Origin of the sequence: Bradyrhizobium sp. UBA2491 (assembly GCF_002341725.1) — a bacterium.
Taxonomy (GTDB): domain Bacteria; phylum Pseudomonadota; class Alphaproteobacteria; order Rhizobiales; family Xanthobacteraceae; genus Bradyrhizobium.
In genome coordinates this window covers 1-23,684 of sequence record NZ_DDOP01000048.1, presented here as the reverse complement: position 1 = coordinate 23,684, position 23,684 = coordinate 1, and the positions used below count along the sequence as shown (strand labels likewise).

Below are 23,684 nucleotides of genomic sequence, written 5' to 3'. Positions count from 1 at the left end.
ATGCCGCGATCTCTTACATTTCCAGGATGCCCGCGTCACCATCTTCCGTGCCGAAGGCGAGCAGCGTACCCTTGGCATTCCAGCCCAGCGCGGAGACCGCGGCGCCGGTATTCCGCCGCACCAGGATCTCGGCGCCGTCCTCGAGCCGCACCATCAGCACGGTGCCATCGGCATAGCCGACCGCCATGATGTCGTTCTTCGGATGGCAGGCGACCACGGCGACCCGCGCCGGCATTGGCGCCAGCATCGCCGGCTCCTTGCCCATCGGCCCGTCCTTGCTGGTGAACGGCCAGACGATCACGGTATCGGCGCCGGAGGTCGCGAGCCCCTTGCCGCCGACGCTCCATGACATCGAGCGCACCCGGCCGGGATAGCCGCTCATCCGCATATGCCTGTTGTCGGCAAGCCGCCAGCCATGCATCGCGGCCTCGTGCATCGCCGTGACCAGGAATTTGTTGTCCGGACTGAAGGTCACGGCGAGATGCGAGCCGGCCCATTCCAGGAATTCCGGATTGGCCGCCATGTTGGGAAACCACAGCGTCACGCCGTTGTAATGCGCGATCGCGAGCCGCAGTCCCTTCGGCGCGAACGCCAATCCGCCGACGGTCGACGGCACCTCGAAGGTTTTCGCTTCGCCCTTCGGGTTGCGCACGAACGCGGTCTTGCCCGCCGACCATGCCACGGTGCCGTCGCTGTGCAGCGCGACGTTGTCGATCCAGCGCCGCTTGGCGTCGGTCGCGATGACAGCGGTCTCGCCTTTGGCGTCGATCGCGATCAGCTTGCCGTCGTCACCGCCGGTGACCAGCCGCTTGCCGTCGGAGGCCGCGCACAGGATGGCGCCGAAATGCGTCTCGGTGCGCGTGATCTCGCCGTCGGCGGTCGCGATCGCAACGCTCTCCTCGGCACCGACGAAGAACGCGCGGTCGCCGAGGAAATGCACCGAGCCGACAGCCGCGCCGAGCGGCAGCGGCTTGACGCGATCGGTGATAGAAACAATCGAGGAGGCGGCCTCGCCCGGATCGAACTCTTTCATCACGTGGTGATGCACTGCTCGAAGCCGTCGCGGATCGCCTGCTCCGGCAGCTCGCGACCGATGAACACGACGCGGCTCTCACGCTTCTCGCCGTCCTTCCATTTCCGCTGGTGGTCGCCCTCCAGCATCATGTGGACGCCCTGGAACACGTAGCGGTCGTCATCGCCGGTGAAGGCGAGGATGCCCTTCGAGCGTAGGATCTTCTGGCCTTCGGTGGCGACGAGGTTCTGCAACCACGGCATGAACTTGGTCGGGTCGAGCGGCTTCTCCGAGCGCAGCGACAGCGATTGCATGTCCTCGTCGTGATAGTGCTTCAGGCCGTGGCCATGATCGTGATGATCATGGTCATGGTGATGACCGTGATCGTGATGGTGATGACCGTGGTCGTGATGGTGGTGGTCATGGTCGTGATCGTCGCCGGCCTCGAGGAAATCGGGCTCGATCTCCAGGATGCGGTCGAGGTCGAACGCGCCGCGCTCGAGCACGTCTGCGATCCCGACCTGGCAGCGCTCGGTGCGGTGCAGCTTGGCATAGGGATTGATGCCGCGGATGCGGGCCTCGACCTCGGCGAGTTCGGGCTTGGAGACCAGGTCGGTCTTGTTCAGCACGATGACGTCGGCGAACGCGATCTGGTTCTTGGCTTCCGGCGCATCCTTGAGGCGATCGCTGAGCCACTTGGCATCGGCGACCGTGACCACGGCATCGAGCCGGGCGTTCTTCTGCACGTCCTCGTCGACGAAGAAGGTCTGCGCGACCGGCGCCGGATCGGCAAGCCCGGTGGTCTCGACGATGATGGCGTCGAACTTGCCCTTGCGCTTCATCAGCCCGTCCATGATGCGGACGAGGTCGCCGCGCACCGTGCAGCAGACGCAGCCATTGTTCATCTCGAACACTTCCTCATCGGCGCCGATGATGAGGTCGTTGTCGATGCCGATCTCGCCGAATTCGTTGACGATCACCGCGTATTTCTTGCCGTGGTTCTCCGACAGGATGCGGTTCAGCAGCGTGGTCTTGCCGGCGCCGAGATAACCCGTCAGCACGGTCACTGGAATCTTTTGCGAGGCTTCAGCCATGACAACTCCGAAAGGAACTTGAAAGGCGCTCAACCCCGCAGCAGGGAGGCCCCTGCCCTAGTCGGCGAGCGCGCTGGTCAGGGCCTTTATATTGTGCCTGACCATATCAATGTAAGTGGGTGCCGGGCCCTTTTCGCCCGTCAAACTGTCCGAATACAGGGTGCCGCCGACCTTGGCCCCGGTCTCGGCCGCGATCCGCTGGATCAGGCGCGGATCGGTGATGTTTTCAAGAAAAACTGCCGGAATTTTCGCGTCCCTGATCTGGGCGATGATGGCGGCAATATCGCGTGCGCTGGGCTCGGCATCGGTGGAGACGCTGAGCGGCGAGAAGAACGTCACCCCATAGGCGTCGGCGAAATAGCCGAACGCCCCGTGGGTCGAGATCACCTTGCGCCGGGCCTCCGGTATTTTCGCCACCGCCTCATGCAGTTCGCGATCGAGCACTTCCAGCTTGGCGAGATAGGCGTCGGCATTGGCCTTGATGATAGCGGCCTGGTCGGGGGCCACCGCGATCAGCCCGTCGCGGATATTGACGACGTAGATCTTCGCATTGGCCACCGACTGCCAGGCATGCGGATCGTCATGGCCGCCCATCTTCCGTGGCATGATCGCCTTGGTGGCCACAATGACCGGCGCCTTGCTGCCGGAGGCCTGCAACAGCCGCGGCATCCAGCCCTCGAAGCCGAGGCCGTTGATGACCAGCAGGCGGGCGTCCGCGACCTTCTTGGCATCCGCCGGCGTCGGGGCGTAGACATGGGCATCGCCGTCGGGCCCGACCAGCGCGGTAACATCGACCCGGTCGCCGCCGACGTTCCGCACCATGTCGGCCAGGATCGAGAAGCTCGCCACCACATTGATGCGATCGGCGGCACGCGCCGACCCGCTTGCCAGCGCCAGCGCCAGACAGATCAAACCAAACAAACGCCGCATGATTACGCCTCGAGATGTCGGCCGGGAAACAACTGCCGCACCAGGCCGCTGACATTGCCGAACAGCAGCGACACGATATAGAGCCCCGCCGCGACCAGGATGATCGCCGGGCCGGAGGGGATGCGGGTCTGGTACGACAGCACGAGCCCGGCATAGCCGGACAACATCGCGCTCGCAACCGCGATGCAGATCATCGTGGTGATGTCGCGCGACCAGAACCGCGCGATGCCCGCGGGCAGGATCATCAACCCGACGCCGAGCAGCGTGCCGAGCGCATGGAAGCCGTTGACGAGGTTGACCACGACCAGCGCGAGGAAGGCAAGATGCGCCGGCGCGCCGGCCCGGCTCACGGTGCGCAGGAAGATCGGATCGACGCACTCGATCACCAGCGGCCGATAGATCACCGCCAGGACCAAAAGCGTGATGGTGGCGTTGAACGCGATCACCAGCAGCGTCTGGTCGTCCATCGCCAGGATGTTGCCGAACAGCACGTGCAGCAGGTCGATATTGGTGCCTTTGATCGAGACGATGGTGACGCCGAGCGCGAGCGAGACCAGATAGAAGGTCGCGAGCGAGGCGTCCTCCTTCAATTCGGTGGTGCGGGCGACGAGACCTGCGAGCAGTGCCACGGTGAAGCCCGCGACCAGGCCGCCGGTCGTCATCGCGAACAGATTGAGCCCGGAGATCAGGAAGCCGATCGCAGCCCCCGGCAGAATCGCATGCGCCATGGCGTCGCCGACCAGGCTCATCCGTCGCAGCATCAGGAACACGCCGATCGGCGCACCGCCGAGCGACAGCGCGATCACGGCCGCCAGCGCGCGGCGCATGAATTCGAATTCGGTGAAGGGCGTGATCAGCGCGTCTGATAGCATCGGCGTCAGGCAGCCCTCGAGCGCGGATCGACGGCGCAGGCGGCGGCACCGTCGTCGAACGCCTCGCACATCTTCATCGCGACCATCAGATTGTCCGCGGTCAGCGCCTGCGCGGTCGGACCCCATTCGACCGGGCCGCGCGCCAGCAGCAGCGTTTCCGGGAAATTGTTGCGCACCATGTCGAGGTCGTGCAGCGCAGCCAGCACGGTGCGGCCCTCGCCGTTCCAGCGCTTCACCAGCGCCAGCAGATCGGCCGTGGTCTTGGCGTCGATGGCGTTGAAGGGTTCGTCGAGCACGATCAGGCGGGCGTCCTGCAACAGCACGCGTGCGAACAGCATGCGCTGGGTCTGACCGCCGGACAGCGTGCCGATCGGGCGGTTCTCGAAGCCGTTGAGGCCGACCGCGGCGAGCGCCGCCAGGATCTTGTCGCGCGCAGCCCTGCCGATGCCGCCGAAGAAGCCGGTCGAGCGCCACAGCCCGGTGCCGACGAAATCGAACACCGAGATCGGGAACGTGCGGTCGATGTCGGCGGATTGCGGCAGATAGGCGATGTCGCGGTGGTCCAACCCGTCGAGATCGATCGCGCCGGACAGCGGCTTGAGCACGCCGGCGATGCCGCGCAGCAGCGTCGACTTGCCAGCACCATTCGGGCCGATCACGGCCAGCAGCGCACCGGCCTCGACGGCGCCGGTGAGATGATGCACGGCCGGGTGGCGGTCATAGCCGAGGGTGACGTCGCGGAAGGTGACAAGAGCAGCCACGGGTATCACCTCATCGCCAGCCAGACCACGGCCCACAGGCAGGCGCTGACCGCCAGCGCCGCCAGCAGGCGGGCTGGTACGGGCATCCGCAGGATCGACCAGGGCGCCGCCTGGGCCGGATGCGCGGCTGGGCCGTGGCTGTGCCCGTGGGGATGGGCGTGGCCGTGATGGTGGTGGTCGTGGGTGTGCGTATGCGCCATGGCCAGACTGTTATATTATAACATAACGCGAGTCCACAAAGCAGGAACTCATGGCCGACCCGCGAAATCGTGGGAGATTCGAACGGGGGATGAGGCGATTTCACCGGGACGGAACCGGCGGAGACGAACCCAGGGCCAAGCCATGGAAACATGCCGCCGGCCGACCAATACGGACCAGTCGAGCGGCAACCGGAGTGTAGTTCTCTCCGGGGTAATGGGTCCTGGCTTTCGCCAGAACGACGACGGGGATGGTTCTCTATTCAAGATGTCGAACGCACGGTGTCGTCACCCGCGCATAGCTTTCGCGGGCGATCCAACGGAGTAGCCCGAGTTCTGTCCATTCGTCGTCCCGGCGAAGGCCGGGACCCATACGCCGCAGCAGATATTGTGAGCGGGACTCGTCGTTCCAGCATTGCGCGCCAGTCAACATTGGTGGTTATGGGTCCCGGCCTTCGCCGGGACGACGCTGCACCGTCATGGCGCATCTCATCTCCGGGTCATCACCCGGCATGCCGCCTCCGCTAAAGCTCAGCGAAACCCATCCTGTAGTTCCTGACCGACCCTACGCCGGCGGCAGGCCGAGCGACTGGGCGGCCTCCATCCAGACCGGCAGCTCGCGCTGATACAGCGCGTTGCTCTCCTTGAAACCGATCGCGGGCTCCAGCACGAAGGTCGCGAGAACCTCCTTCACCTTCGGATCGTTGTTGGCGGCGACACACAACTCGGACAACCGGTCGACGATCGGCTGCGGCGTCGCCTTCGGCACCGCCCAGCCGGAGAAGCCGCTCACGGTGAAGAATTTCGACGTCGCGCCCTGTTCGGGCAGCGTCGCGATCTCCGGGATCGTGCCGACCTTCTTCGCATGCACGGCGAACACCACGCCGCGGTTGCTTTGCAGGACGGTTTGCGCCGCGGTGTAACTGCCCATCGCGACATCGAGCGTGCCTTCCGCAAGCCCGGTCCACATCGGCGCTTCGCCGCGATAATGGATCGGCTCGATGCTGAGGCCGTATTGCTTGTTGAGCTCGTTGACCGTCATGTGTGGGGCGGAGCCCGCGCTGTAGGTACCGAAATTCACCTTGCCGCTGCTCCGCGCATAGGCGACGAACTCCGCCAGCGTCTTGACGCCGAGCTTCGGGCTCGCGACCAGCAGGAGCCCGCCGCCCGGGATGACGCTGACCAGCGTCAAATCCTTGTCCATGTCGTAGCCGGGATTCTTCATCATCGCGCGGTTCATCACGTAGGTCGTCGAGATCGAGCACAGGATGGTGTGTCCGTCGGGCGCGGCGCGCGCGACTTCAGCGGCGCCGATCGAACCCGAAGCGCCCGCCTTGTTCTCGATCACGACGGTCTGCCCGACCTGCCTTGCGATGAATTCGCCGAACGCGCGCGCCAGAAGATCGGTCTGGCCGCCTGCCGGATAGCTGCAAATCATGCGGATCTGCCGCGACGGCCACACGCCTTGCGCCACGGCTCCGCGCGACAGCAAAGGCAGCGCAGCCGTCGCCGCTCCGGCAGCGATGACGTGGCGACGGCTGAATTTGGTTGGCATGCAAGTCCCTCCCCGATTTTTTGGTGAGGGTAGCGCATTGCCCGATCCCAGCTACGGGACAGATTGGCGCAGCGGCCGCGGTCGCTCTCACCCGGCTTCTCTGCTCGGAGTCATCGTGCCTAGAACGGGTAGTAGCGGATCTGGGTCATGATGATGTGGTCGTCGGTCTTCGGCGCGCCACCGACAGCCTGAAAGGCGAAGCGCTGGGTGTAGGAATACTGCGCGCCGGCCTTGATGGTGCCGTAAGCGCCCTTGAAGATCGTGTCGTAGAACCCCACGGTGTATTGCCTGACCTCCGACGTGTTGCCGTTGCAGGTGGCGGCCGGCGAGTTCTCGATGTTGCAGCCGAGGTTGTTGTAGAGCGGATTGCCGTAACCGAACGGCACCGTGCCGACATCGGAGAACGTCGCCTTGGTCTTCTCGAGACCGGCATAGGCATAGAGATCGAGCGACGGCGTGGTGTGCCAGACCGAACCGACCAGGAAGGCCGTGATCGGCAGCGGCTGGATCGAGCCGTCCTGGCGCAGCGTCGCGTCGGGGAACGGGGTTGCCGTGAAACGGCCGAGCGCGCCGTAGGAGGCCGAGGCCTGCACTTCCAGCGTCTTCGGCACGATCTCGGCCGAGAGGTGGCCGCCGAAGCTCACCGTGTTGACGTCATGGTTGGCGAAATTGAAGCGATCGTAGAAGTCGCGATACAGCGCCCACGCCTCGACATGCAGCTTGTAGGGCCCGAGCCGCGGGTCCCACGCTCCCTTCAAGGTGATATCCGGAACGTGATTGAGGCTGACATTGTTCAGGCTGTTGAAGAAGCTGCCGCCCGGGCCGGTCAGATTGACCAGCAGGTTCGGATTGAGCACGCCCTGCGGCCCGACCGCGGGCGTACCGACCAGCGGCGTGTTGCCGCCGAAGAAGGACGACTGCGGATTCTCGGCCGAGACCGCGAGCTTGAACTCGGGGCCGATGTCTTGCCAGACCCGTAGACCCGGTTGCCGTGCGCCGAGGAAACCCGGCACCAGTTCGAAATCGATCACGCCGGGCGTATCCGCGCCGCGCGGATCGATGCCCGCCTTGCTCGGCGTATTGAGCGACCAGGACTGGCCGGCGAGGACATGGAAACCGAGATCGGTGCGGTCGATCTCGACGCTGGCCTGCCGCAGCCGCGGATTGAACGAATTGGTCGCGACCGAATTCGCGGTCTGTGCCGCGCCCTCGAAATCGAGCTCGCCATAACCGGCGATGTGCATGTCCGACGTTGCGTTGGCTTCGGCAAGCACCGAGAAGCGGGTCTGGCGCGCGGTGAAGCGCGATTCGCCGGTGTTGTAGTTCTTGCTCTGCGGGAACGGGATGAAGTTGAAGACCGAGCCCGAATCGGAGGCGAGATTGCGGCTGCGGTAGATGCCGGTGAGATCGACCCAGCCGCCGAAGGTGAAGCTGACGCCCCGGTAGCACAGCTTGCCCGACGCGCAAGGATCGAACGGCACCGGCGCCTTGGCCGTCATCTGCGCGTTCTGCATGACGCTTTGCCGCGCGGCCAGCGCCTCCTCTCTCTTCGCCTGCGTCTCCATACGCTGTTCGAGCTGCTTCAGGCGCGCCTTCAGCGCACGCAGCTCGGACGCGTCGTCGTCCGCCAGCACCGGCCCCGCCGACAACAGCATGCTGCCGAGCAGAATTCCCCCGAGAATTCGCATCGCTCCCTCCCATGTGAGGATTGTTTCCTCAGGCGTGAGAGAGCGGCGGTCAGGCGACGATATTCGCGGCGGCCCGCAACATTGCGGTCACGTTTTTCTCATCGCGGCAGCGGGAATAGTTTGCGGCAACGGACGATATCGCGCGCGGGAGTGTGCAGAGTGGCTTGGCGCGTAGGGGAGATTAGCCGAAGGCGTCATGCACCGTCTTGAACGACCATGCAAAGCGGCGGATTACGCCAACGCTAATCCGCCCTACAGAGCCGGCATGCACCGCTCAGAACAGCGGCGGAATCTGCGCGACTTTCAGCGGACCCAGGAACACCGCGCCGTCGGCGAAGCGCAGCGGAAAGCTGCGCGCCTTCTTGCCCTCGAGCGTCGCCTCGGTGCCGAGCGAATTGATGCCGGCGGAGATGCCGGCATTGGCGTTCTGCTTGATCACCTTGCCGAGGCCTGGAATCGCGCGGTCCAGCGCGCCGAAAAGATTGCTGATGTCCTGGCTCTTCACGCCCGGCGCGACACGATCGAGGGTCGACTGCGGCACGCCGTCGTCCAGCATCTTGTCGATGCCGAGCGCGGGGATCACGCGCTCGAGGCCGGCGACCGTCATCTGCAACTCGCCCTCGATGCGGCCTTGCGCGTTGAGGCGGAGCGTGCCGGCCGCGACCGACAGCACGTCACCCTGCTCGATCCGCGATTGCTGGATCTCGACGCTGCCGCCGGCGGCCTGAATCTCGCGGAAGCGATCCGGCCACGGCTTCGGCGAGAAATCCTTCAACCCGTTGAGCCGCGCATGGATGTCGGCGTTGAACGGCTGGGTGAGCAGCGGATGCACCTCCTGCAAGGTGCCGCCATTGATCTGCAACACGGTCTCGATCGCGGGATTGTCCGGCGCCGAGCCCTCGACCTGCCGGCCATGCAGCTCGATGTGATTGACGCGCATCAGCGGCGTCGGCGCGGGACCGCCGGTGCGGTCGATGGCGAGATCGTCGAACACCAGCGAGGCGCGCTGCGGCACCGCCGGCAGGCCGACCACGCTGCTGCGGCCGAGGCGCCAATTCACCGACAACGTCGGCTGCGCGTTGCGCTCGGCGATCGTGGCCGGGCCCTTGAACTCCGCGATCACGAGCTTGGGATCATAGATCTGCGCCACGACCAGGATCTCGGCGAGCCGCGCCACGAACGACATCTGCGGCGAGGCCGTCTGCGACACCAGCATCACGCTGGGCTGCTCGCAGCGGATCTCGAGCCGGAACGGGTAACCCGCCACCGAGCGATTGGCGCAATCATAGACCCGGCCGGCCTTCGCCTCCTGTGCGCGCCAGGCATCGGCCTGGACGCCTACCTGCGAGGCGGCGAAGAACCAGAAACCGCTCCACAGCACTGCGGCAATCAGGACCGCGACAGGGACGGCATAGAGGCCGAAGCGCGAGCGGCGGCGGGGAGCGGAGGTCAAATCGGACATGCGGCGTCCTTTGAAGCGCGAATTTGTCAAAATCGAAGCGGCGGCAAAACTTGAGCAACCGTAAGCCTTGAGCAACCATCGGAAACATCACGGAATTTGCTTCGCTTCGACGGCGTGTTCTGCTAGCCCATCAGCGCGATGTCAGCAAATCTCCCCGATCCCGAATCCACCGATAACGACCTCTGGGTGTTCGGCTACGGCTCGCTGATGTGGAAACCGGGCTTCGAATTCCTCGAGCAGGTGCCGGCCCGGCTGATCGGCGAGCATCGCGCGCTCTGCGTCTATTCCTTCGACCATCGCGGCACGCCGGAGAAGCCGGGGCTGGTGCTCGGGCTCGACCGCGGCGGCGCCTGCCGCGGCGTTGCGTTCCGCGTCGCCGCCCGCCTGCGCCACGACACCATCGCTTATTTGCGGGCGCGCGAGCAGACCACCCATGTCTATCGCGAGGTGATGCGCTCGGTGTGGCTGGAGAACGAGGCGCGGCAGCGTGTCTCGGCACTGGCCTATGTGGTCGATCGCGGCCATGTGCAATATGCCGGCCGGCTGTCGCTGACGGAACAGCTGCGCTTCGTGCAGCAGGGCCACGGCCGCTCGGGCAACAACCGCGACTATGTGCTCTCGACCGTGGCCTCGATCGAGAAGCAGGGATTTCGCGACGCGCAACTGCATCAGCTCGCGGCGATGCTGCACGCCGCCGGCACGCAGCATCGGGATGCGCACGCGGCGGACGGGCTCGATCCAGCCTGAGCGCGCTGTTGGCGCTGATCCCGTGGGTTGAGGAACCGGGTTGTTGAAGTTTCGCCACGGCGCGAACAACATTGTGGTCTCAATTTCCGGTCGCTGGAATGGAACGACCGGAATGCGCCTCTCATTGCCCAAGCTCGCCGCGATCGGCCTGCTGTTGCTGCTCAACACGCCATCCTATGCCGGTCTGAGAGAGGATGGCGCGGCCTGCGACGCCAAGGATTCGCCCCCGGAGCTCGCGATCCCTGCCTGCACGCGGCTGATCGCGGTCAATCCCAGGGGACGTGACCTCGCCATCACCTATTACAACCGTGCGCTCGCCTGGCATAACAAGGGCGATCTGGAAAAGGCCAAGTCGGATTACGATCAGTCGATCGCGATCAATCCGGCGTTTGCGCCGTCCTATGGCCAGCGCGCCAAGGTCTTCCTGCAAACCCAGGACTACGACCGCGCGCTGAGCGACTTCGATCAAGCGATTCGGCTGAAGCCCGCCGGTCCGTTCAGCGCCGGCTGGTTCAACAATCGCGCGGAGGTGTCCGTCGCAACCGGCGACTATGATCGCGCGCTGGCCGATTACGGCAAATCAATCGAGCTCGATCCCAACTCGTGGTACGCCTATGTCAATCGGGCGCTGGTGTACGATTTCCGCGGCAAGGACCGGCTCGCGGCGCTGCATTGCCAGAATGCGATCAAGGTCGCGCCGCGCGCAGGCGGCCCCTATTTTTGCCGGGCCGTCATCGAGGTCGGCGCCGGCGACATCGACAATGCCTCGCGCGACATCGAGCGCGCGATCACCATTCAGGGCGACCAGGCTGCGTTCTACTCGCTGCGCGGCCTGACGCTGGCCAGCAAGGGCGAGCTCGATCAGGCCATCCGCGACTACGACCACGCCACGCAGCTCGATGCGCAGGGCGCGCTGAACTACGCACGGCGGGGGCTCGCCGACGAGAAGAAGGGCGATGTCGACGGTGCGCGCGTCGACTTCCGGCACGCACTCGACGTCCTCGGTCTCGATCAGCTCGACCGCACGCAGGGCCAGCGTGTCGCCAGGGACGGCCTGCAACGGCTCGACAAGGTGGCCGCCACCGACAAGAGCGTGATCGCGGATCACGCCGCGGCCAAGCCGGTTCCTGCGCTCACGGCCGCAGTGCCGGTTGCGCCGGTCGGCGCGGGCCAGAAGCCGGCGACGACGGAGCGGCGCGTCGCCCTGGTCGTGGGTAACTCGAAATACCGCTCGGTGCCGGTGCTGCCGAACCCCGGCCAGGATGCGGCAGCGATCGCAGATACACTGCGCGCCGTGGGCTTCCAGGACGTCCGTCTCGTCACCGACGCCACGCGCGACAGCCTGGTCGAGGCCCTCAAATCATTCGCCAGCGCCGCCGACGGCGCCGACTGGGCCGTGATCTACTATGCCGGCCACGGCATGGAGATGGCGGGCGAGAACTATCTGGTGCCGGTCGACGCCAAGCTCGCCACCGACCGCGACGTACCGTTCGAGGCGGTCGCGCTGACCCAGGTGATGGGCGCCACCGAAGGGGCGCGCAAGCTGCATCTCGTCATTCTCGACGCCTGCCGCGACAATCCGTTCGCCAACCAGATCAAGCGCACCGTCGCGTCGCGGTCCATCGGACGGGGCCTGGCTCAGGTCGAGCCCGACAGCGGCACGCTGGTGGTCTACGCCGCCAAGCACGGCCAGGTCGCGCTCGACGGCGACGGTGCTCACAGCCCGTTCGTGACCGCCCTGATCAAGCGCATGCAGACGCCGCGGATCGAGATCCGCAAGCTGTTCGACCTCGTGCGCGACGACGTCATGGCCGCGACCGATCGCCGGCAGCAGCCCTTCAGCTATGGCTCGGTGCCGGGAAGCGAAGATTTCTACTTCGTCGGCGCGAGCCAGAACGCGGCGAAATAGGCTGGATGCAATGACCACCGGGATATCCAGATTGCGCAGCGACGACCCGCTCGCCGCGGAGCTGACCGCGGCGATCAAGGGCGGTGAGGCTGAGCGCTTGCGCGCGCTGCTCGCCGCGCATCCCGAGCTGGCGCGCTGCGTGGTCGAGGATGCGAAGGGCGGCGGACGGACGCCGCTGCATCTGTTGGCCGACTGGCCGGGCCACAATCCCAACGCGGCCGCGGTCGTGCAGATCCTCACTGCTGCCGGCGCCGCTCTCGATGCACCGGCGGTCGCGATGTGGCATCGCGAAACGCCGCTGCACTGGGCCGCCAGCAGCGACGATGTGGCGCTGATCGACGCGCTGCTCGATGCCGGCGCCGATCTCGAGCATGAGGGATCGTCGATCGATGGTGCCTCGCCGCTGTCGTCGGCGGTCGGCTACGGCCAATGGGCGGCGGCACGGCGGCTGGTCGATCGCGGCGCGCGGACACAGCTGTGGCACGAGGCGGCGCTCGGCATGCTGCCGGAGATCACCCGCCGGCTCGCGGCTGCGGCGCTGCCGGCCGATCAGCTTTCAGGACCATTCTGGAACGCCTGCCATGGCGGGCAACTCGCCGCGGCGGAGGTTCTGCTCGCGCACGGCGCCGATCTCAACTGGCCCGCGCCCTGGTCGGGACAAACCCCGCTCGACATCGCCGAACAGGCGGAGTGTCGCGAGGTCGTGGCCTGGCTGCTCGAACGCGGCGCCATGCGCGCAAGCAAGAATACCGCGGGCTGAGCGACCCGGAGGGATTGCGCCGCAAATCTGATCCGGCCTTTGTCGCGACCCTGCAAATCGCGGCGGAGGTGTGGCAGCGCGCCGTGACATTTGGGCTTTTGCATCGCGACGCGGACGGATAGAAGCTGATCCGCAAATGCCGTCGCTGATGTCATGAACCTCTCCGCCCCCTTTGTCCGCCGGCCGGTCGGCACCACGCTGCTGTCGATTGGACTGGTGGTGGCGGGCATCATTGCGTTCTTCAAGCTGCCGGTATCGCCGCTGCCCGACATCGACATCCCGACCATCATGGTACAGGCAACTTTGCCCGGCGCCAGCCCGGCCGACGTCGCCGCCACGGTGGCGAGCCCGCTGGAGCGGCATCTCGGCCAGATCGCCAGCGTGACCGAGATGACGTCGCAGTCGTCGCTCGGCTCGGCCGTCATCGTGCTGCAATTCGACATCGACCGCGACATCAATGGCGCCGCGCGCGACGTGCAGGCCGCGATCAACGCGGCGCGCGCCGACCTGCCAACCAATTTGCGCGCCAATCCGACCTACCGCAAATTCAACCCGGCCTCGGCGCCGATCCTGATCTACACCTTGACCTCGGATACGCTGACCCCGGCCGAGCTCTATGACGCCGCCTCGACCGTGCTGGCGCAGAAGCTGTCGCAGGTCGAAGGCGTCGGCCAGGTCTCGGTCGGCGGCGGTTCGCTGCCCGCGGTGCGGGTCGAGCTGATCCCGCCGGCGCTCAACAAATACGGCATCGGGCTCGAAGACGTCCGCGCCGCGCTGTCGAGCGCCAACGCGCACAGCCCGAAGGGCGGCATCGACGTCGGCGGCCAACGCTACCAGATCTACGCCAACGACCAGGCGCGCAAGGCGGCCGACTACAAGTCGCTGGTGGTCGCCTACCGCAATGGCGGGCCGGTGCGGCTGACCGATGTCGGCGACGTCATCGATTCCGTGGAAAATGTCCGCACCCTCGGCCTTGCCGACGGCAAACCAGCGATCGTGATGATCGTGTACCGGCAGCCCGGCGCCAACATCATCAAGATGGTCGACAAGGTGATGGGGCTGATGCCGCAGCTCAAGGCCTCGGTATCGCCGGCGATCGACATCAATCTGGCAATGGACCGCTCGAAGACGATTCGCGCCTCGCTGCACGACGTCGAGATCACGCTTTTGATCGCGGTCGCGCTGGTGATCCTGGTGGTGTTTGCATTCCTGCGCAATGCCCGCGCCACGGTGGTGCCGGTGGTGGCGGTCGGGGTGTCGCTGATCGCGACCTTCGCGGTGATGTACCTGCTCGGCTACAGCCTCGACATCTTCTCGCTGATGGCGCTGACGGTGGCGACCGGGTTCGTGGTCGACGACGCCATCGTGGTGCTGGAAAACATCACCCGCCACATGGATGCCGGAATGTCGCGGCTGGAGGCGACGCTGCTCGGCACCCGCGAGGTCGGCTTCACCGTGCTGTCGATGAGCGTATCGCTGGTCGCGGTATTCGTGCCGATCCTGTTCATGGGCAGCCTGGTCGGCCGCCTGTTCCGTGAATTCGCCATGACCATCACGATTGCGATCGTGATCTCGCTGGTGGTCTCGCTGACCACGACGCCGATGATGTGCGCGGTGGTGCTGCGCAAGGAGGAGGCCGGCCAGCCGCACGGCCTGATCTACCGGATCAGCGAGCGCGCCTTCGAGCTGATGCTGAGCGGCTACCGCGCGACGCTCGGCGTCGCGCTGCGCCATCCGCTGCTGGTGATGCTGATCCTCGCCTCAACGCTGTATCTGAACTTCCATCTCTACGCGGTGGTGCCGAAGGGCTTCGTGCCGCAGCAGGACACCGGGCTGCTGGTCGGCTCGATCCAGGCCGACCAGAGCACCTCGTTCCAGCTGATGCAGCGGAAGCTGACCCAGTTCATCGACATCGTGAAGTCGGATCCGGCGGTCGATACCGCGGTCGGCTTCACCGGCGGCGGAGGGGTCGGCCCCGGCGGCACCAACACCGGCACGGTGTTCGCCTCGCTGAAGCCGATGAACGAGCGCAGGCTACGCGCCGACAAGGTGATCGAGCGGCTGCGCGAGCCGCTCGCCAAGGTGGCCGGCGCCACCCTGTTCCTGCAATCGGTCGGCGATCTCGGCGCCGGCGGCCGCTCCGGCAACGCGGCCTATCAGTACACGCTGAAGGGCTCGACCTCCCAGGAGCTCAACGAATGGACGCCGAAGCTGGTCGCGGCGCTGCAAAAGGAGCCGACGCTCGCCGACGTCAACAGCGACCAGCAGAACAAGGCGCTGCAGGCCAACGTGGTCATCGACCGCGATGCCGCCTACCGGCTCGGCCTCAACATAGCTCAACTCGACAACACGCTGTATGACGCGTTCGGGCAGCGCCAGGTCTCGACCATCTTCGTCGCCCGCAACCAATATCACGTCATCATGGAGGTCGCGCCGCGCTTCTCGCAAGATCCGCAGACCCTGAAGGACGTCTACATCTCGAGCTCGGGCGTTTCGGCGACCGGCACGCAGTCGAGCAACGCGGTGGCCGGAACGGTCTCCTCGTCGGCGCAGAAGAGCTCGGTCAGCTCGGTCGCCGCCAATGTGGTGCGCAACCAGGCGACCAACTCGATCGGCGCCACCGGCAGGGGCGTCGCCTCGACAGGCAGCGCGGTCTCGACCAGCGCGGCGACCATGATCCCGCTGTCGACGGTTGCCCGCTTCGAGCACGGCGAGACGCCGCTTTCCGTCAACCACCAGGATCTCCTGGTCGCCAGCACCATCTCGTTCAATCTGCCGCCGGGCGTCTCGCTGAGCACGGCAACCACCACGATCGAGAATGCGATGCACGCGATCAACATGCCGGCGGGCATCAGCGGCGGGTTTGCCGGCTCCGCAAAAATCTTCCAGCAGGCTCTCGCCAACGAGCTGTTCCTGATCCTGGCTGCGCTGGCGACGATCTACATCTCGCTCGGCATGCTCTATGAGAGCTACATCCACCCGCTGACCATCCTCTCCACCCTGCCCTCGGCCGGCGTCGGCGCGGTAGCGGCGCTGATGCTGTCGCACACCGAATTCGACCTGATCGGCGCCATCGGCGTGATCCTGCTGGTCGGCATCGTGAAAAAGAACGCCATCATGATGATCGACTTCGCGCTCGACGCCGAGCGCCAGCGCCAGCTGTCGTCGCGCGATGCGATCTACGAGGCCTGCCTGATGCGCTTCCGTCCGATCATGATGACGACACTCGCCGCGCTGTTCGGCGCGGTGCCGCTGATGATCGGCCTCGGCGAAGGCAGTGAGTTGCGTCAGCCGCTCGGCATCGCGATTTTCGGCGGATTGATCCTGAGCCAGATCCTGACGCTCTACACCACGCCGGTGGTCTATCTCTATCTCGACCGCGCGCGGCTCTGGAGCCAGCGCCGCCGCGCCGCGCGGCGCGCGAGGCGAGCCGCGGCGTCAAGCGCCTCCTGACCAGCCGCGGCCGACAGCGCGTCGGCCGGCGCCCTCGGCAATCCTGGCTCAACCCTTGTATGCCCCCTGCACGCGGCTTCGTTATGACGGCGTCGCGCAAGGCATGATAGCGTTTGGCAAACCCCGGGAGGATGTCATGAAGACCTATCAGCTCTACATCAACGGCCAGTATGTCGATCCCGCCAATGGCGAGTGGTTCGAATCGATCGATCCCTATCGCGGCGAGGCCTGGGCGAGGATTCCCCGCGGCACTGCCGCCGATGCCGACAAGGCCGTGAAGGCCGCCAACGAGGCGATGTGGAACGGACCATGGGCCAAGATGACGGCGTCAGCGCGCGGCAAGGCGATGCGCAAGCTCGGCGACCTCGTTGCCGCCAATGCCGAGCGCCTCGCCGAGATCGAGGTGCGCGACAACGGCAAGCTGATGGCCGAGATGCTGGGCCAGTTGCGCTACCATCCGGAATGGTGGTGGTATTTCGGCGGCCTCGTCGACAAGCTCGAGGGCGGACTGGTGCCGATCGACAAGGCCGAGACCTTTGCCTACACCACGCATGAGCCGGTCGGCGTCGTCGCGGCGCTGACCGCCTGGAATTCGCCGCTGTTGTTCGTGGCTTGGAAATGCGCCGCAGCCCTCGCCGCAGGCTGCGCCGTGGTCGTGAAGCCGTCTGAATTTACGTCCGCCAGCACGCTGGAATTCGCCGCGCTCACCAAGGAGGCCGGGATTCCCGACGGCATCTTCAACGTGGTGACCGGCTTCGGCCCCGAAGCCGGCTCCGCGCTGATCTCCCATCCCGGCGTCGCCAAGATCACCTTCACCGGATCGGATACCACCGGCGCCAAGGTCTACGAGACCGCGGCCAAGAGTCTGAAGCGCGTCTCGCTCGAGCTCGGCGGCAAATCGCCGAACATCGTGTTCGAGGATGCCGACCTCACCGCGGCCGCCGCCGGCGCGATCTCCGGCATCTTCGCCGCCACCGGGCAGACCTGCATCGCCGGGTCGCGCCTGCTGGTGCAGAGCTCGATCAAGGAGAAATTCGTCGCGCGCGTGCTGGAGCTGGCGAAATCCGCCAAGATCGGCGACCCGATGCAGGCCGACACCAATGTCGGGCCGATCACGACTCCCGCGCAATACAAGAAGGTGCTCGACTACATCGACATCGCGAAAGCCGAGGGCGCCCGCTGCCTGCTCGGCGGGAAGCCTGCCTCCGGCGACGGCATCAAGGGCGGGCAATTCGTCGAGCCGACCATCTTCACCGATGTCGACAATTCGATGCGGATCGCGCGCGAGGAGGTGTTCGGACCGGTGCTGTCGATCATCTCGTTCGACACCGAGGAGGACGCGATCCGGATCGCCAACGACACCATCTACGGCCTCGCCGCCGGCATCTGGACCAAGGACCTCGCGCGCGCCATCCGCGTACCGAAGCAGCTCCGCGCCGGCACCGTGTGGGTCAACACCTACCGTGCCATCAGCTACATGATGCCGTTCGGCGGCATGAAGTTCTCCGGCGTCGGCCGCGAGAGCGGCATCGACGCGGTTCGCGAATATCAGGAGACCAAGAGCGTGTGGATCTCGACCGCGACCGACGTGCCGGCTAATCCGTTCGTGATGCGGTAATGGCCCGCGGTGGCCTGGCTGCAAACTCGCCAAGGCACCGCGTCACATGACTGGACTTGCCGTCGCGCACCGCGCGGCGGCTCTGCGCCGAAGCGTTCCGGCCAGCATGACGAACGACGAGAGCATGAGGATCAGGGCGCTGAACAGAAACGTGGCCTGATAGCCGCTGCTATCGAACAGAACGCCACCACCCGCCGCACCCGCGGTGATCGCCAGCTGAATCACCGCCACCATCAGGCCGCCGCCCGCCTCCGCGTCATCGGGTAACGCCTCGCTGAGCCAGGTCCACCAGCCGACCGGGGCGGCCGTGCCGATAAAGCCCCACAGGAACATCAGCGTCACCGTCGCGCCGAGCGAGGTACCAAATGCCGTCAGTGCGATGGCGATCAAGGCCATCGCGAGCGGGATCAACATGAGGGACGTGTGGAGACGTTCGCGGATCACGAGGCCGATCAGCGACGTGCCGATCAGACCCGCGACGCCCATCACGAGCAACAGCGCCGAAATGGTCGTGACGTCGACGCGTGTCACGGTTTCGAGGAACGGCCGCAGATAGGTGAACAGCGCGAACTGGCCGAGGAAGAACAGGGCCGCCGCGAGCATGCCGTAGGGAACGCCGGGCCGGCGCAGGACCTTGAACGCGGCCGCCGCGCTCGCCCGCTCTTGGCTCGGCATTCTGGGAAGCGTGATGAACTGCCAGAGCAGGGTCAGCGCCGCGATCGGCACGACGCAGAAGAATGCGCCGCGCCAACCGATATACTGACCGAGAAAGCTGCCAAGCGGCGCCGCAATCGTGGTCGCGAGGGCATTGCCGCCATTGAGCACCGCCAGCGCGCGCGGCAGATCCTTGGCCGGCACGATGCGGATCATCGTTGCGGCGGACATCGACCAGAAACCGCCGACGACCATGCCGACGAGCGCGCGCCCCGCCATGAAGACCGCGAAAGTGGGCGCGAACGCCACAACGACACCGGAGATCAGCATGACACCGGTCAGCCACAGCAGCACAGTGCGCCGATCGACACCGCGCGTCGCCGTCGAGATGAAGAGACTGGTCAGGATGGCCAAGAAACCGGACACGGAGATGGCCTGCCCGGCCTGCCCCTCGGTCAACTCAAGGCCTCTGGCGATCGGCGTGAGCAGGCTCACCGGCATCCACTCGGTTGCGACGAGGGTCGAGGCGCACAAAGTGAGCGCAAAGACCGCGCTCCATGCGGCCATTGGCTGCGTTGTCTTTTGATCGATCGTGGCGTCCATAGAGCATCCATGTGCAGAGAAGCGCCCAAGCCGGCGCTGTTCACGGCAACATTTAGAGCCCGGCACAGCGTTCGATTAGCCGCTATAATTTGCTTGCATTAATCGATGCCAGCCATGAATACTGCGGCCCATGGCAAGCCAGGATTTCAACGATCTATTGGCCTTCGTGGCGGTCGCCCGCGAGCGCAGTTTCACCAGAGCCGCGGCGAAATTGGGCGTCGTGCAGTCGACGCTCAGCCATACGATCAAGCGCCTCGAAATGCAGATGGGCCTGCGACTGCTGACGCGCACGACGCGCAGCGTCGGCCTGACCGAGGCAGGCGAACGTCTTCAGCAATTGCTTGCACCGCGGATCGAGGAGATCGAGCGCGACATCGCGGCGCTGATGTCCCTGCGCGACACGCCGTCAGGCAGCATCCGGATCACGCTCTCGGAGCATGCGCTGGAAACGGTGGTCTGGCCCAGGCTGGCGCCCGTCCTGGCGAAGTATCCCGACGTCAAGGTCGAGTTCAGCCTCGACATCGGGTTCCGCAACATCGTCAAGGACGGCTTCGATGCCGGAATCCGCCTCGGCGAGAGCGTGGAAAAGGACATGATCGCGGTGCGCATCGGCCCCGACTGGCGGCTGGTCGCGGTCGCTTCGCCCGCCTATCTGAAGCAGCATCCCAGACCCCGGCATCCGCAAGACCTGATACGGCACGCCTGCATCAAGCGGCGTCTCGCGGCCGGCGGTCACTATGTGTGGGAGTTCGCCAGGAATGGCGCAGAGCTTCGGGTGCGCGTCGAGGGCCAGCTGACCTTCAATGATTCCGGCGCCATGATCGATGCCGCCGTGAAGGGCTTCGGCATCGCCTATGTTCCTGAAGACATGGTCGCGCAGCGCATCCGGTCCGGCGAGTTGATTGTCGTGCTCGACGACTGGTCGCCGCAATTCGACGGCTATTATATCTACTACCCCACGTCGCGGCAGAACTCGGCCGCGTTCAAGGTGATCGTCGACGCGCTACGCTATCATGAAGCAAGGCAGAAGAAGCGCGGCTAGCACCATCAACCGCTCGATGCGGTCTTGCAGCAAAACTCTTCCGGCATCGGTGGTGAGAGCGGCAACGACGCGGTCGGCGGGTATAGAAGACCAGGGGTGATTCGATTTAACCACTGCGAGCATGTCCGCCAACTGGCAGGCGTCACGGCGCGACCAGCGAGAGGGCAAGCAACGACAGGACCAGGGCTGGAGTCATCACACAGATGCCCAGCCGCAAAAAGCGGAGGGCGCTGACGTGTTCGCCCTCACGGCGCAGCGCGATCAACCATAGAATGGTGGCGAGGGAGCCGGTCACCGACAGATTGGGTCCGAGATCGACACCGATGAGAACGGCGCCGGTGATATGAGGCGACGACTGCGCGGTGTGCGTTGTCGTCGCGGCGATCAGCCCCATCGGCAAATTGTTGATGAGGTTCGAGGCAAATGCCGTGATGATGCCGGCGCCCCACGCCGTTGCGTGCGGCGAAGCTGCCGTGGCCCGCTTCAACACTTCGGCAAGCGCCGGCAGCACGCCGGTGTGGTTGAGGCCTTCGACCAGAATGAACAGCCCGGCGACGAGCGGCAACACCGACCACGACACATCGCGCACCACTGCCGCCAGCGATGTTTGGCCAAGCATCAGCACGGTTGCGGTTACCACAGCGCCGCAGGCAAATGTCGGCAGACCGAGATCGGCGCCGAACGCCGATGCGGCGAGGAGAACGACCGCCGTTACGCCGATGCCGAAAGCCACGATCGCCGCGTTTCGCGTCAGGACGACAGGCTCGGCGCCGCTGCTTTCCACGCCGCCGCGCAGATCTTCGCGTTGCGTGAAGCGGAGCATGACGAAGGTCGCCGCGATCGCCGCCACCGACGGCAGCGAGAAGTATCGCAGCCATTCCATCAGCGTCGGCATCCGCTCGCCGAACAATACGAGATTCGCCGGGTTCGAGATCGGCAGCACGAAGCTGGCGGCGTTGGCGATGAAGGCGCAGACGAACAGATACGGCAGCGGCTCGACTTTCGCGGCGCGCGTCGCAGCATAGACTGCCGGCGTCAGCACGACCGCAGTCGCGTCATTCGACAGGAAGATGGTCACCAGCGTGCCGACGGCATAGACGATTGCAAATAGCCGCGATGCCGATTTGCGGGAATGCTTGACGGCCTGCTCGGCGAGCCAGTCGAACAGGCCTTCCTTTCGTGCGACCTCCGCGAGCAGCATCATTCCGATCAGGAAGAAGTAGACGTCGACGCCCTTGCCCGCGGCCATCACCGCGTCACGCCACGGCAGAAGATCGAACGCGACCAGGAGCACGGCGCCGGTCACGGCCCAGATGTATTCCGGCAGATTCCATGGGCGCGCAATCACGCCAAAGGTTGCCAGGCCGGCAATGCCCCAGGTCGCAGCGTGGCTATCGAACATCAGGCGACACCTGCGGCTGCGGGACCTGTTCCTGGAGCTGTACGCTCGGGCTTCGCTGCGCAAGCCGGCTTGAGCAGCGGGGCGAAGACGAGCCACAGTACCACCGACACCAGCGCGAAGGCGCCGAGAACGAGAAACATCGCGCCGTAGCCGAGTTCCTGCGCAATCCATCCCCCAATCGCCGGGCTCAGCGAGGCTCCGATGCCCTGAACCGTCATGACCGCACCCTGACCGGCATTGATGCGACCGGTGCCATCGAGAATCCGCGCCACCAGGCCCGGCACCGCCACGCTTTGCAGTCCGGCACCGACGCCATCGAGAATCTGGACCGGATAGACGCCCCACCGGTTGAGCAGCCACGCCGCGATGACGCCGCGGATTGGCAAGGCAACGAAAGACACGAGCAGCACCAGCCAGTAGCCCTCCTTCTCCGCCATGCGCATCGCGACGAGCGCGGTCAGGATCATGGTGCCTTGGGCGACCACGATGGTCATCGCGACGAAGCTCGCCGGATCGGCCTGCTTGCCGGCAACGACGGCGAGGCCGTAGAGCGGCAACATCGCCGCATTGCCAAGATGAAAGAAAAGCAGGGCCGCGGCAAGGATCAGCAATGGCCTTGTCTCGACCAGAACCCGCAATCCGCTTGCGCGCTTGTCATCATTGGCCTCGTGCGACAATCCACGAGCCGCGTCGTCGTCGATGGAACTGCTCGGAATCATCAGCACCGATACGATCGAAAGCGCACCGAACAACGCGGCAAGCCAGAACACCGCCGTGAAGCCGTACAACCAGCCGACCAGGCCGGAGAGCCCTGCGCCGACCATGTTGCCGGCGTGGTTGAAGGCCTGATTGCGGCCGTTCTGCCGGTTGAAGCCAGCCTGCTGTACGATGCCAAGCGTGATGCCGGCGACCGCGGGTCCGATCGCCGCCCCCGCGATCGCGGTCGCGACCTGGGACGCCGCCACGAGCCAGAATTCCTGCGACAGCAGCACGATCCCCGACGCCACGACGGTGCAGATACCGGGAACGATCACGAAAAGCTTCTTGCGACGTGTTGCATCGATCAGGGCTCCGGCCGGTGTCGTCATCACCATGCCGGCGATGCCACCGGTCGTCATCACCGTCCCGATCCAGCCGCTCTGCCAGCCATGCGCAAGCAGAAACACGCCCAGAAACGGGCCGATACCGGCCTGCATGTCCGCCATGAAGAAGTTCAGCGCAAGCAGCGGGCGAAGCGCTTGGTCTCGGCCTGAATTCCCTGTGGTCACTGGCGATCTTCCTTAGAAGTGCGAAAGGCCGATCTGTCTGCCCCCGCCTGGACTGCAAATGCGGCCGAAGCCAGCTCTGTTCCGGCTTCGGCCTCCCGTTCGGCATCGATCCGCGTTGGTCGAAGCCGAAGCCGTCAGGGGGCTTCGTGGTCAACGTCGACCAGACGGGTCTTCCGGATTCGCCCGCCCAATTCCACATGCAGTTCGTAGTCCTGACCGTTTCGCCGGCCCAGAATTTCGAAATGCTTGGGCTTGCGACGTGGTGTGCCCGTCGGCTCGAACCCGGCAGCGCGCGCGGCCTCGATGGCCGCCGCGGGATCGGCAGGTGGATGATGGTCGTGGCCGTGCTTCTTCTTGTGCGCGATCGTCACGCTGTCGCCACCGCAGGCGAAGCGGGTGACCTTGAGCTCGGAAGGCTTTTGTTCGCCTTCCAGTTCCACGTCGGCTCCAATCCGGAGCCTGACGGCTTCGGCTCCATGCGGCGTGAGATCGGCGAGCACCGCGCCCTTCGCGGTCTGCACCACGAACCGGTGCGCGAACACATGCACGATCTTGCCGAACAATTTGATCCGTTCCTCTGACATTCCAAGTCTCCTGATTGCAGGCTGTGCTCAGTCGTTCACGGCGCACTTGGCGGCGGGGGCGGAGGCGGGGCAT

19 protein-coding genes are annotated in these 23,684 nt (G+C 65.5%); 6 read left to right on the top strand and 13 right to left on the bottom strand.

Annotated features, from left to right (window positions below; translation table 11 throughout):
- Positions 1 to 13: 13 nt before the first annotated feature.
- The 9 genes from B2W55_RS16040 to B2W55_RS16000 form a co-directional block, all read right to left on the bottom strand.
- The gene (locus tag B2W55_RS16040; RefSeq protein WP_024584786.1) at positions 14 to 1,033 is read right to left on the bottom strand and encodes a WD40 repeat domain-containing protein; all 1,020 of its coding nucleotides are present in this window, start codon (positions 1,031 to 1,033) and stop codon (positions 14 to 16) included.
- A complete protein-coding gene (locus tag B2W55_RS16035) occupies positions 1,033 to 2,106 on the bottom strand; it encodes a CobW family GTP-binding protein (protein ID WP_024584785.1) in 1,074 nt (357 codons plus the stop codon). Before B2W55_RS16035 ends, B2W55_RS16040 begins: the two co-directional genes overlap by 1 nt.
- Positions 2,107 to 2,163: 57 nt before the next feature.
- Positions 2,164 to 3,036, bottom strand: a complete 873-nt coding sequence (locus B2W55_RS16030) for a metal ABC transporter substrate-binding protein (RefSeq protein WP_024584784.1) — start codon at positions 3,034 to 3,036, stop codon at positions 2,164 to 2,166.
- A 2-nt stretch (positions 3,037 to 3,038) separates the two neighbouring features.
- Positions 3,039 to 3,908 carry a metal ABC transporter permease gene (locus tag B2W55_RS16025; protein WP_024584783.1) on the bottom strand — a complete coding sequence of 290 codons (870 nt, stop codon included), beginning with the start codon at positions 3,906 to 3,908 and terminating at the stop codon, positions 3,039 to 3,041.
- Between the two features lie 5 nt (positions 3,909 to 3,913).
- Positions 3,914 to 4,669 (bottom strand): metal ABC transporter ATP-binding protein, encoded by a 756-nt coding sequence (locus B2W55_RS16020; RefSeq protein WP_024584782.1) that lies wholly within the window; start codon positions 4,667 to 4,669, stop codon positions 3,914 to 3,916.
- A 5-nt stretch (positions 4,670 to 4,674) separates the two neighbouring features.
- Positions 4,675 to 4,869, bottom strand: coding sequence for a hypothetical protein (locus B2W55_RS16015; RefSeq protein WP_024584781.1), 195 nt, complete (start codon positions 4,867 to 4,869; stop codon positions 4,675 to 4,677).
- A 562-nt stretch (positions 4,870 to 5,431) separates the two neighbouring features.
- On the bottom strand, positions 5,432 to 6,421 hold the full coding sequence (locus tag B2W55_RS16010) for a Bug family tripartite tricarboxylate transporter substrate binding protein (RefSeq protein WP_024584780.1): 990 nt from the start codon (positions 6,419 to 6,421) through the stop codon (positions 5,432 to 5,434).
- 119 nt (positions 6,422 to 6,540) lie between these two features.
- Positions 6,541 to 8,109, bottom strand: a complete 1,569-nt coding sequence (locus B2W55_RS16005; protein ID WP_244442335.1) for a hypothetical protein — start codon at positions 8,107 to 8,109, stop codon at positions 6,541 to 6,543.
- A 274-nt stretch (positions 8,110 to 8,383) separates the two neighbouring features.
- A complete protein-coding gene (locus B2W55_RS16000; protein WP_024584778.1) occupies positions 8,384 to 9,571 on the bottom strand; it encodes a DUF2125 domain-containing protein in 1,188 nt (395 codons plus the stop codon).
- 138 nt (positions 9,572 to 9,709) lie between these two features.
- Here B2W55_RS16000 and B2W55_RS15995 point away from each other — a divergent pair, with 138 nt between their 5' ends.
- From B2W55_RS15995 to B2W55_RS15975, 5 genes are all read left to right on the top strand, one after another.
- Positions 9,710 to 10,318 carry a gamma-glutamylcyclotransferase gene (locus B2W55_RS15995; RefSeq protein ID WP_024584777.1) on the top strand — a complete coding sequence of 203 codons (609 nt, stop codon included), beginning with the start codon at positions 9,710 to 9,712 and terminating at the stop codon, positions 10,316 to 10,318.
- Positions 10,319 to 10,430: 112 nt separating this feature from the next.
- Entirely contained in the window at positions 10,431 to 12,227 is a 1,797-nt protein-coding gene (locus tag B2W55_RS15990; protein WP_051404381.1) for a caspase family protein, read from the top strand.
- A 31-nt stretch (positions 12,228 to 12,258) separates the two neighbouring features.
- Positions 12,259 to 12,987: an ankyrin repeat domain-containing protein gene (locus B2W55_RS15985; protein ID WP_024584775.1), complete on the top strand. Its 729-nt coding sequence runs from the start codon at positions 12,259 to 12,261 to the stop codon at positions 12,985 to 12,987.
- Positions 12,988 to 13,140: 153 nt separating this feature from the next.
- Entirely contained in the window at positions 13,141 to 16,440 is a 3,300-nt protein-coding gene (locus B2W55_RS15980; RefSeq protein ID WP_024584774.1) for an efflux RND transporter permease subunit, read from the top strand.
- A gap of 136 nt (positions 16,441 to 16,576) precedes the next feature.
- Positions 16,577 to 18,058, top strand: a complete 1,482-nt coding sequence (locus tag B2W55_RS15975) for an aldehyde dehydrogenase (protein ID WP_024584773.1) — start codon at positions 16,577 to 16,579, stop codon at positions 18,056 to 18,058.
- 42 nt (positions 18,059 to 18,100) lie between these two features.
- On the opposite strand, the gene B2W55_RS15970 is transcribed toward B2W55_RS15975, so the two are convergent.
- Positions 18,101 to 19,315 (bottom strand): MFS transporter, encoded by a 1,215-nt coding sequence (locus B2W55_RS15970; RefSeq protein ID WP_024584772.1) that lies wholly within the window; start codon positions 19,313 to 19,315, stop codon positions 18,101 to 18,103.
- Between the two features lie 130 nt (positions 19,316 to 19,445).
- Between B2W55_RS15970 and B2W55_RS15965 the strand changes: the two genes are divergently transcribed.
- On the top strand, positions 19,446 to 20,357 hold the full coding sequence (locus B2W55_RS15965) for a LysR family transcriptional regulator (protein WP_024584771.1): 912 nt from the start codon (positions 19,446 to 19,448) through the stop codon (positions 20,355 to 20,357).
- A 142-nt stretch (positions 20,358 to 20,499) separates the two neighbouring features.
- On the opposite strand, the gene B2W55_RS15960 is transcribed toward B2W55_RS15965, so the two are convergent.
- From B2W55_RS15960 to B2W55_RS15950, 3 genes are all read right to left on the bottom strand, one after another.
- Positions 20,500 to 21,759: an arsenic transporter gene (locus B2W55_RS15960; protein WP_029880173.1), complete on the bottom strand. Its 1,260-nt coding sequence runs from the start codon at positions 21,757 to 21,759 to the stop codon at positions 20,500 to 20,502.
- Positions 21,759 to 23,027 carry an MFS transporter gene (locus tag B2W55_RS15955; RefSeq protein WP_035637172.1) on the bottom strand — a complete coding sequence of 423 codons (1,269 nt, stop codon included), beginning with the start codon at positions 23,025 to 23,027 and terminating at the stop codon, positions 21,759 to 21,761. Before B2W55_RS15955 ends, B2W55_RS15960 begins: the two co-directional genes overlap by 1 nt.
- Positions 23,028 to 23,161: 134 nt before the next feature.
- Complete coding sequence (locus tag B2W55_RS15950; protein WP_024584768.1) at positions 23,162 to 23,611, bottom strand: hypothetical protein; 450 nt, start codon at positions 23,609 to 23,611, stop codon at positions 23,162 to 23,164.
- Positions 23,612 to 23,684: the final 73 nt, after the last annotated feature.

Excerpts from the sequence above, each read along its gene's own strand:
- B2W55_RS16040 (WP_024584786.1), bottom strand. The coding sequence starts at position 1,033 with ATGAAAGAGTTCGATCCGGGCGAGGCCGCCTCCTCGATTGTTTCTATC.
- B2W55_RS16035 (WP_024584785.1), bottom strand. The coding sequence starts at position 2,106 with ATGGCTGAAGCCTCGCAAAAGATTCCAGTGACCGTGCTGACGGGTTAT.
- B2W55_RS16030 (WP_024584784.1), bottom strand. The coding sequence starts at position 3,036 with ATGCGGCGTTTGTTTGGTTTGATCTGTCTGGCGCTGGCGCTGGCAAGC.
- B2W55_RS16025 (WP_024584783.1), bottom strand. The coding sequence starts at position 3,908 with ATGCTATCAGACGCGCTGATCACGCCCTTCACCGAATTCGAATTCATG.
- B2W55_RS16015 (WP_024584781.1), bottom strand. The coding sequence starts at position 4,869 with ATGGCGCATACGCACACCCACGACCACCACCATCACGGCCACGCCCAT.
- B2W55_RS16010 (WP_024584780.1), bottom strand. The coding sequence starts at position 6,421 with ATGCCAACCAAATTCAGCCGTCGCCACGTCATCGCTGCCGGAGCGGCG.
- B2W55_RS16005 (WP_244442335.1), bottom strand. The coding sequence starts at position 8,109 with ATGCGAATTCTCGGGGGAATTCTGCTCGGCAGCATGCTGTTGTCGGCG.
- B2W55_RS16000 (WP_024584778.1), bottom strand. The coding sequence starts at position 9,571 with ATGTCCGATTTGACCTCCGCTCCCCGCCGCCGCTCGCGCTTCGGCCTC.
- B2W55_RS15995 (WP_024584777.1), top strand. The coding sequence starts at position 9,710 with ATGTCAGCAAATCTCCCCGATCCCGAATCCACCGATAACGACCTCTGG.
- B2W55_RS15990 (WP_051404381.1), top strand. The coding sequence starts at position 10,431 with ATGCGCCTCTCATTGCCCAAGCTCGCCGCGATCGGCCTGCTGTTGCTG.
- B2W55_RS15980 (WP_024584774.1), top strand. The coding sequence starts at position 13,141 with ATGAACCTCTCCGCCCCCTTTGTCCGCCGGCCGGTCGGCACCACGCTG.
- B2W55_RS15975 (WP_024584773.1), top strand. The coding sequence starts at position 16,577 with ATGAAGACCTATCAGCTCTACATCAACGGCCAGTATGTCGATCCCGCC.
- B2W55_RS15970 (WP_024584772.1), bottom strand. The coding sequence starts at position 19,315 with ATGGACGCCACGATCGATCAAAAGACAACGCAGCCAATGGCCGCATGG.
- B2W55_RS15965 (WP_024584771.1), top strand. The coding sequence starts at position 19,446 with ATGGCAAGCCAGGATTTCAACGATCTATTGGCCTTCGTGGCGGTCGCC.
- B2W55_RS15960 (WP_029880173.1), bottom strand. The coding sequence starts at position 21,759 with ATGTTCGATAGCCACGCTGCGACCTGGGGCATTGCCGGCCTGGCAACC.
- B2W55_RS15950 (WP_024584768.1), bottom strand. The coding sequence starts at position 23,611 with ATGTCAGAGGAACGGATCAAATTGTTCGGCAAGATCGTGCATGTGTTC.